A 6,840-nucleotide genomic window follows, 5' to 3' on the forward strand; every position below is an offset into this window, starting at 1 on the left:
CTCTAGCCGTGCAGTCACAAATGCAATTCCCAGGTTGAGCCCGGGGATTTCACATCTGTCTTGCACAACCGCCTGCGCACGCTTTACGCCCAGTAATTCCGATTAACGCTTGCACCCTACGTATTACCGCGGCTGCTGGCACGTAGTTAGCCGGTGCTTATTCTGCGGGTACCGTCAGTAGTCCAGGGTATTAGCCCGGACCGTTTCGTTCCCACTAAAAGTGCTTTACAACCCGAAGGCCTTCTTCACACACGCGGCATGGCTGGATCAGGGTTGCCCCCATTGTCCAAAATTCCCCACTGCTGCCTCCCGTAGGAGTCTGGGCCGTGTCTCAGTCCCAGTGTGGCTGGTCGTCCTCTCAGACCAGCTACCGATCGTCGCCTTGGTAGGCCGTTACCCTACCAACTAGCTAATCGGACTTAGGCTCATCATGATAGCGCGAGGCCCGAAGGTCCCCCGCTTTCCCCCCCTGTCGCAAAGACAGGGAGACGTATGCGGTATTAGCCCGAGTTTCCCCGGGTTATCCCCCACAACCAGGCAGATTCCTAAGCATTACTCACCCGTCCGCCACTCGTCAGCACCCCGAAGGGCCTGTTACCGTTCGACTTGCATGTGTTAAGCATGCCGCCAGCGTTCAATCTGAGCCAGGATCAAACTCTTTGGTTTAAGGTTGCCGTCGCTGTGCGCGACAATCTCTGCTTCCCCGCCACCTCGAGCATCAAGGCACGCGGGGATGACTTACCAGAAAGATCCCCTGACACAGGCACCCACACAAATTGCTTGGATATCAGTATGTTAAAGAGCAGAAGGGGCCGATCTAGCGACGCCGCCTCCCCAGTGAGGAGCGGCATTATACATCGCCGAAGCCGCGCGTCAACCAGTCGCGCCGTGCGCCACCCGGACCAGCCGCCGCCGACCGGGACCGGCGGCCAGCCGGCGGGGCGGCCGGCTTTCCGCACGCCGCCGTCCCTACTGATAAGTCTGTGTCGAGCGCCTCTCCGCCGGACCGCGGCCACCCCGCGCCCCTAGCTAGGCCAGTCGGGTCGAGACCCGACTCACGGGCCGTCAGACGATCGATACCTTGGCGATCCGCCGCCGGCCGACTTGCAGTATATGGGTCGTGCCGGGCCAGAGCCGCAGGGCCGGGTCCGAGAGGCGCTCCTGGTCGATCCGGACGGCCCCCTGGGCTATGAGGCGCAAAGCCTCCGAGGTACTGGCGGTGAGCCCGGCCTGCTTGAGCAGATTGGCGATGGCGATGCCTTCCGCTGCGCCCGCCACGGTCCGCTCCGGTACCTGGTCCGGCAGCGCCCGATCACGAAAACGCGTCACGAAGTCGCGGTGGGCATCGTGGGCCGCTGTTGCGCCGTGAAACCGCATGACGATCTCCTCGGCCAAGCGCACCTTGACATCCCGGGGGTTCGCGCCCGCCTCCACTTCCCTCTTCCAGCCATCGATGTCTCCGGCCGGACGCAGGCTCAGCAGGTCCAGGTAGCGCCACATGAGCGGATCGGACAGCGACATGAGCTTGCCGAACATCTCCCCCGGAGGGTCCGAGATCCCAATCACGTTGCCGAGGGACTTGGACATCTTCTGCACGCCGTCCGTGCCTTCCAAGATGGGCATCATCATGATGATCTGGGGTTCCAGCCCGTATGCGGTCTGTATTTGCCTCCCCACGAGCAGGTTGAATCGCTGATCCGTCCCACCCAACTCGAGGTCCGCCCGCAACGCGACCGAATCATAGCCCTGCACCAGGGGATACAGGAACTCATGGATCGCGATCGGGTGGCCCGCGGAATTGCGTTGCCGGAAATCATCGCGCTCCAGCATGCGCGCCACCGTATAGTGCGAGGCGATCCGGACCAGATCGGCGGCGCTCATCTTGTCCATCCAAGCGGAGTTGAATGCTACCTCCGTGCGATCCGGATCCAGGATCTTATATATCTGATCAGTGTAAGTGCGCGCGTTCCGCGCCACATCCGCGCGATCGAGGGCCCGGCGGGTCGTGTGTTTCCCGCTCGGGTCCCCGATCATGCCTGTAAAATCACCGATCAAGAAGATGACCTGGTGGCCGAGGTCCTGAAACTGCCGGAGCTTGGTCAGCACCACGGTATGGCCCAGATGTAGATCCGGTGCGGTGGGATCGAAGCCGGCCTTGACCCGCAACGGCCGCCCGGCGCGCAGCCTGGCGCCGAGGTCTTCCTCCGGCAGGATCTCGACGGCGCCACGCTGGATCTCTTGGAGCGCGGCTTCGATGGGCACTACGCTGGTCACGGCGGCGACTAGCTTAGCACACACGGACGGGTCATCGCAGGCGGTGCCTTACGCATTGACCGGCGCGGACTTAGCGGTTATCTTTAATAAAGTACCTTACAGAAAAAAACCGTGCCTGACAGACGGGTTATTCTCAACTATGCGCCCCGGCTGCAGTGGCAAGGGAGATCGGGACCCTCCTCCAGGGTCGGCACTGCACACCGGTTGGATTGGGGGCTATCGGACCAACGGGAAAGGCAGCCGCATCGCTGGCTGTTCCTCTCGTCGCTGGCGCTCGTCATCCTGTTGCTCGCGGGCATGGGGTCCCACGAGGTATCGAACCTTGATCGGCTGCTGAGCGCCGCGCCCCAAGGCCCCGATCTCCGCGTCGCGCACCGAAAGGCACCGATCCCGCTCAAGTGGCCTGTAGCGCTCGATGGCACCGAGCGTCTCCGCAGCCACCCTATGCAGGTGGCGGCTCGCATCTCACCTCGGCGATCCCAACGCCAAAGCGTGTGGCAGGAAATCAAAGTACGCCGCGGCGACAGCCTGGCGCTCATCTTCGATCGTCTGGGACTCGGGAAGGGTCAGCTCGATCAGGTCTTGTCCCCGGGCCGGGAGACGGCGGGCCTCAAACGCCTCCGACCGGGTCAAACCCTGCGCATCCTGATCCGCGACGGCGAGCTCGCCGAAATGCGCTGCGAGCAGGACGCGACGAGGACCTTACACGTCTCCCGGGGCGCACACGGCCGATTCAGGGTCGATACGATCATTCGGAAACCGCAGGTCCGGGTAGCGACGACCACGGCCTCCATCGGGAGCTCGCTGTTCCAGGCCGGTCAGTCGGCCGGCTTGTCCGACCCTCTCATCATGCGTTTGATGCAGATCTTTCGCTGGGACATCGATTTCGCTCTGGACATCCGCAAAGGTGATCGCTTCGCCGTGATCTACGAGGAGTTGTGGAGAGACGGCAAGACCATCAAGCAGGGGGAGATCCTGGCGGCAGAGTTCAAGAGCCGCGGCAAGTCCTACCGAGCCGTTCGCTTCGTCGACGCGCAGGGCCGCGCCGAGTACTATAGTCAATGGGGCGACGCGCTGGACAAGGCCTTTATCCGCACGCCGGTGCAATTCAGCCGCATCAGCTCGCATTTCAGCCTGCGCCGCCGACACCCGATCCTCCACACCCTGCGCGCCCATAAAGGGGTGGACTATGCTGCACCCCATGGCACTCCGGTCAAGGCCACAGGCAACGGCAAGGTCCAGTTCGCCGGTACGCAGAACGGCTACGGCAAGACCATCATCCTGCAGCATGGGGACCGCTACGGCACGCTCTACGCCCATCTATGTCGGTTCGCCCCCCGGATCACGGCCGGTCAATCCGTCCGCCAGGGTCAGATCATCGGCTATGTCGGCAGCACCGGGTTCGCCACCGGGCCCCATCTGCACTACGAGTTCCGCATAGACGGGGTCCACCGCGATCCGCTGACCGTGGGTCTTCCGCGCGCCTTGCCCTTGAGCCAGATCGATCAGCGCAGATTCCGTATCAAAGCCCGGTTCTTGCTCGCCCAGCTCGACTCCCTGGCTTCGACCCCAGACGATCCCTCGGATCGCCGCGCGTCCCGCCGCAAAGGGATCACCACCCTGGCGAGGCACAGTCCGTGATCCCGACCCCCATTAGTTAGGCACACCCCGTTCGTGTTCGCGGACCGGTGCCTATGCGTGACACCGCGCACGCCCCGACCGGGCAGATAGCCGAACGGAGAGCGGCCACGCGGCCGAGGCGCTTCGCCGCAAAGCGCCTGGGTCGACCGCTATCTTCCGGACCGGCCGGGCCGTGATGTTCTTCATCGGGCTCATGTCGGGCACCAGCATGGACGCCGTCGATGCGGTGGTAGCCGATATCGACGGCACCCGGGTGCGCGTGATCGCCCATCACTCCGAGCCGATGCCGGCGGACCTGCGGGCCGAGCTGTTACCGCTCAGTCAAGGCGCCACCGCCCTGTCTCTGGAGGGCCTGGGCCGCATGCACATCCGTGTCGGCCGCATATTCGCGAACGCGGCGCTGGCCTCGATGGCCAAGGCCTCGGTGCCTTCATCCCGCATCGTCGCGATCGGCAGCCATGGGCAGACGGTCTGGCATAGTCCCCAGGGCCCGAACCCTTTCTCCCTCCAGATCGGCGACCCCGATATCATCGCCGAGGTTACCGGCATCACGACGGTCGCGAACTTCCGAGGGGCGGACATCGCCGCCGGCGGCCACGGCGCGCCCCTGACCCCGGCCTTTCATCAAGCCCAGTTCCGACAGGATGGCGTCGACCGCGTGGTGTTGAATCTCGGCGGGATCGCCAACATCACGGTGCTGCCCGGGGAACCCGATGCCCCCGTACGCGGTTTCGACACCGGGCCCGGGAATGCGTTGATGGACGAATGGGCCCTCCTGCACCTCGGGACCCCGATGGACCGGGACGGGCTTTGGGCAGCGGCCGGTACCCCCGTACCGACGCTGCTGACGGCGCTCAAAGCCGACCCGTATTTCGCCCTGGGGCCCCCGAAGAGCACCGGGCGGGATCACTTCAATGGCGCGTGGCTCGCGGCGATGCTCGCGCGCGCTGTGCCGATCGATCGTCACGAGGATGTCCAGGCGACGCTTCTGCGCCTCACGGCGGACACCGTCGCCGAGGGGATCCGCCGCCATGCACCCACCACCCGCGAGGTCTTGATCTGCGGCGGTGGGGCCTACAACCGGATGCTCGTGCGTGCGCTCGAAGGGTCCTTGGCCGGCCTGCGCGTGCAGACGACCGATCAGCATGGCCTGGACGCCCGGTGTGTCGAGGCCACGGCCTTCGCCTGGCTGGCCCACTGCCGCCTGGAAGGCCGGCCGGCCAACCTGCCCTCGGTCACGGGTGCGAGGCGGCGCGTCGTGCTCGGTGCGGTCCATGGCCCGGGACGCATGCTACGCTATTGATCCCCGAATTGATCTCCCAATTGATCTCCTATTGCCCGCATCCCGGCAGTGTCCCCGTCATGCCTCTGACGACTGCACCCGACGACCGGCGCTGGCGTCCGGCTCCCCTGATCAAGGCGTCCGTCCTATTGCACGCCGGCGCGCTGGCGGCGACGGCCCTCGGCCCGGAGATCTGGCCTTGGACCGCGGGCGCCGTCGTCACCGACCAAGCGATGTTGACCCTGGCCGGGCTGTGGCCACGCTGTGGTCTATTGGGACCGAACCTGAAGCGCTTGCCGCCCGCAGCCGCGACGCGAAACGAGATCGCCATCACCATCGATGACGGCCCGGCGCCGGCGGTCACACCCACCGTCCTCGACCTCCTCGACCGGTATGGTGCGAAAGCCACCTTCTTCTGCATCGGCGAGCGGGCGACGCACCACCCCGATCTGTGCAGAGAGATCGTCGCGCGCGGACACGCCGTGGAAAACCATAGCCTGCGTCACCGCCGCGACTTCGCACTGCTCGGACTCCGCGGCTTTTCGCGCGAGATCGAGGCCGCCCAGGAAACTTTGGCCGCGATCACGGGGATCCGCCCCCGGTTCTTCCGTGCCCCCGCGGGCCTGCGCAACCCCTTGCTCGATCCGGTCTTGAGTCGACTCGACCTGCGCCTGGTGAGCTGGACCCGCCGCGGCTTCGACACTCGCAACGGCGATCCCGGATCGGTGTCCGCCAGGCTGTTGCAGGGGCTGAACGGGGGCGACATCCTGCTGCTCCATGACGGCAATGCGGCCCGCACCACCGGCGGCGATGCGGTCATCCTCATCGTGTTGCCACGCTTGCTGGACGCCATCGGCACCGCCGGGCTGCGTGCGGTCACCCTGCGTTCGGCCATCCTTCCTTCGGCCGACCTTGGTTCCGAGATCGCATGAGCACCACGGGCAAGCGCCGCGTGCCCCGACGTGTCGTCGTCCCCTACCGGGAGTTCCGCCCGGCAGAAAGCACAGCCATCGCCACCGGCACGAACCGCTGACACATCTGCATCCGCATGCTCCGGATGCGCACCACAGGCACCGCCACTGATGGGTTGGGCTTTGCTGAAAACCGCGCTCCTCTTCATCGCCACCGCGCTCGCGGAGATCCTCGGCTGCTTTCTCCCCTACCTGTGGCTGCGCAGGAATGGCCCAATCTGGCTCTTGCTGCCCGCCGCGGCGAGCCTTGCGCTTTTCGTCTGGCTCTTGACACTGCACCCGGCCGCGAGTGGCCGGGCCTACGCGGCGTTACGGCGGCGTGTACGTCGCCACCGCCCTCATCTGGCTGCGCCTGGTCGATGGCGTGCGACTGTCGGCGTTCGACGTCATCGGTGCGGGCGTCGCGCTCGTCGGGATGGCGATCATCGTCCTCGGGTGGCGCGGCGATGCCTAGCTACCGCCAGCAGAAGTTTCTAGCCTGCTTGAATGAAATGGAGAATTACAGCGTTGATGCGTGCCGGAAGCCCACCCTCGCGGACATCGCAGCCAATGGGGTAGCCGGGGGCGTTTGGCCCCCGGCCCCCACACCACCTAGCATGCGGGTCTGCACTAGGCGGTTCACAAAAGTGGAGCACACGATGACATCAGGTATAGCCGTGGGCACGCATCCAA

4 protein-coding genes, 1 rRNA gene and 1 pseudogene are annotated in these 6,840 nt (G+C 65.2%); 4 read left to right on the plus strand and 2 right to left on the minus strand.

What is annotated here, in order from left to right; translation table 11 throughout:
• Together M3461_04600 and tyrS are read right to left on the minus strand one after the other, a co-directional pair.
• A 16S ribosomal RNA gene (locus M3461_04600) occupies nt 1-666 on the minus strand; the annotation flags it as partial.
• Between the two features lie 399 nt (nt 667-1,065).
• A complete protein-coding gene (gene tyrS / locus M3461_04605) occupies nt 1,066-2,256 on the minus strand; it encodes a tyrosine--tRNA ligase (GenBank protein MDQ3773687.1) in 1,191 nt (396 codons plus the stop codon).
• Between the two features lie 129 nt (nt 2,257-2,385).
• On the opposite strand from tyrS, the gene M3461_04610 reads away from it, so the two are divergent.
• The 4 genes and pseudogenes from M3461_04610 (at nt 2,386) to M3461_04625 (ending at nt 6,622) form a co-directional block, all read left to right on the plus strand.
• The gene (locus M3461_04610) at nt 2,386-3,915 is read left to right on the plus strand and encodes a peptidoglycan DD-metalloendopeptidase family protein (protein ID MDQ3773688.1); all 1,530 of its coding nucleotides are present in this window, start codon (nt 2,386-2,388) and stop codon (nt 3,913-3,915) included.
• A 175-nt stretch (nt 3,916-4,090) separates the two neighbouring features.
• Entirely contained in the window at nt 4,091-5,218 is a 1,128-nt protein-coding gene (locus tag M3461_04615) for an anhydro-N-acetylmuramic acid kinase (GenBank protein MDQ3773689.1), read from the plus strand.
• 59 nt (nt 5,219-5,277) lie between these two features.
• Nucleotides 5,278-6,129: a polysaccharide deacetylase family protein gene (locus M3461_04620; protein ID MDQ3773690.1), complete on the plus strand. Its 852-nt coding sequence runs from the start codon at nt 5,278-5,280 to the stop codon at nt 6,127-6,129.
• A 162-nt stretch (nt 6,130-6,291) separates the two neighbouring features.
• A pseudogene (locus tag M3461_04625) lies at nt 6,292-6,622 on the plus strand (YnfA family protein).
• Nucleotides 6,623-6,840: the final 218 nt, after the last annotated feature.

The organism is Pseudomonadota bacterium (assembly GCA_030860485.1).
Classification (GTDB): domain Bacteria; phylum Pseudomonadota; class Gammaproteobacteria; order JACCXJ01; family JACCXJ01; genus JACCXJ01.